General features: G+C 61.9%; 2 protein-coding genes and 1 pseudogene. All 3 read right to left on the bottom strand.

Annotated features, from left to right (window positions below; genetic code table 11):
- Positions 1-357: 357 nt before the first annotated feature.
- Entirely contained in the window at positions 358-663 is a 306-nt protein-coding gene (locus BRAS3843_RS07275) for a HigA family addiction module antitoxin (RefSeq protein WP_008968149.1), read from the bottom strand.
- A 10-nt stretch (positions 664-673) separates the two neighbouring features.
- Entirely contained in the window at positions 674-955 is a 282-nt protein-coding gene (locus BRAS3843_RS07270; protein WP_008968148.1) for a type II toxin-antitoxin system RelE/ParE family toxin, read from the bottom strand.
- Positions 956-1,081: 126 nt separating this feature from the next.
- Positions 1,082-1,452, bottom strand: a pseudogene (locus BRAS3843_RS07265) (acetylglucosamine transferase); the annotation flags it as partial.

The following is a 1,452-nucleotide window of genomic DNA, read 5'->3' as shown; positions in this document are numbered from 1 at the left end:
CGCTCTCCCTGGGGACCGGGCTTTCTTGCCCCCATCATCAGCGAGATGCCCAGTGGCATCATCAACCGACTTGACCTCAGCGTCGGGAGGTCAGGACCACGCGACTTGACCGTCCGCATCGAACTTGTTCGCCGGCTCGCACATGCAGAGCCCCAAGTCCGATACGTCCACCGCTCCCCGCTGCTACGCCTCGTGACGATCGGCCGAAACGCCCCTCTTCATCGCGAACGGGATGGCCGAGATCATCGTGGTGATTTGCCCGACACGACAAGCTTGCACGCGTGCGGCAAACTGGCACGACGGGCAGTTTGTGCATGAGGGGAATGCGAGGCCGTCTGAGCTTACGCGTCGGACTTGTCAGGCAGCTCTCGGCTTGTTCACCGTCTCGATGCGGTCGAGGATCTTGCCGAGATCGCGCTTGGCGATCTGCACGTCATAGTCCGTCTGCAGATTGAGCCAAAGCTGTGCCGTCGTGTCGAGTGCCTTGGCGAGCCGAAGCGCAGTGTCGGCCGTGATGCCAGTCTGCTCGCTGACAATCCGCTCGATCCGGGTTCGCGGCAGGCCGCATACCTTGGCGAGAGCGCCCGCCGACATCCCGAGCGGAATAAGAAATTCTTCCCGCAGAACTTCACCGGGGTGCATGGGTTTGAGCTTCTTGGTCATTGCGTCCCTCCTAGTGATAGTCGACGACTTCGACCTCCGCGGGGCCTTCCGCTGTCCAGACAAAGCACACCCGGAATTGATCGTTGATGCGGATCGAATATTGTCCCTGGCGATCCCCCACCAGGGCCTCGAGCCGATTGCCCGGAGGTGATCTCAAGTCGCCGAGATCGGCCGCGGCATTGAGGTATCGCAGTTTTCGGCGTGCCACCTTGACCAGATCGGATGGAAACCCCTTGGGATTTTCGCCATTGAAGACGGCTTCGGTGATCTTGTCCCGGAAGCTTCTGATCATAGCATCAATGTATCATTTGATGATACAAATCGTCAAGGGCCTGTGAGCGATCCCCTTGGGTACGTCCCGGGTCAAGCCCGGGACAACACTGAATTTGCTGAACGATTCTCGGAACGCCGGACGCGATCAAGCAGAAGCCGCCGCACAGTAGCGGCGCCAGAAGGTGCGATAGCCTTCCTCGACCTTGCGGGTGTAAAGCGCGACGTTGCCGGCGGCTGAGGTCGCGATGCGCTGGGGCAGTTCGGCGCGCAGCCTGGCGAGCCCCGCCGGATCTTCCACATAGCGGCGGGCGATGGCGAGATAACCGGAATCATGCTCGGCCACCCAGTCATTGAGCCCGACCGCCGTGACGACCGCGCCGCCAGCCCGGGCGGACGGCGCCGACCCGAGCTTGGTGATGACGGGGACTCCCATATGCAGGGATTCCCAGGTGCTGGCGCCGCCGTTCTGCGGGAACGGATCGAGCGAGATGTCGATCGCGCCGAATTGGGCCAGAT

Source organism: Bradyrhizobium sp. STM 3843, assembly GCF_000239815.1.
Classification (GTDB): Bacteria; Pseudomonadota; Alphaproteobacteria; order Rhizobiales; family Xanthobacteraceae; genus Bradyrhizobium.
Note: the sequence above shows the minus strand (reverse complement) of the source record. Positions and strands in the feature narration are given on the sequence as shown.

Excerpts from the sequence above, each read along its gene's own strand:
- BRAS3843_RS07270 (WP_008968148.1), bottom strand. The coding sequence starts at position 955 with ATGATCAGAAGCTTCCGGGACAAGATCACCGAAGCCGTCTTCAATGGC.
- BRAS3843_RS07275 (WP_008968149.1), bottom strand. The coding sequence starts at position 663 with ATGACCAAGAAGCTCAAACCCATGCACCCCGGTGAAGTTCTGCGGGAA.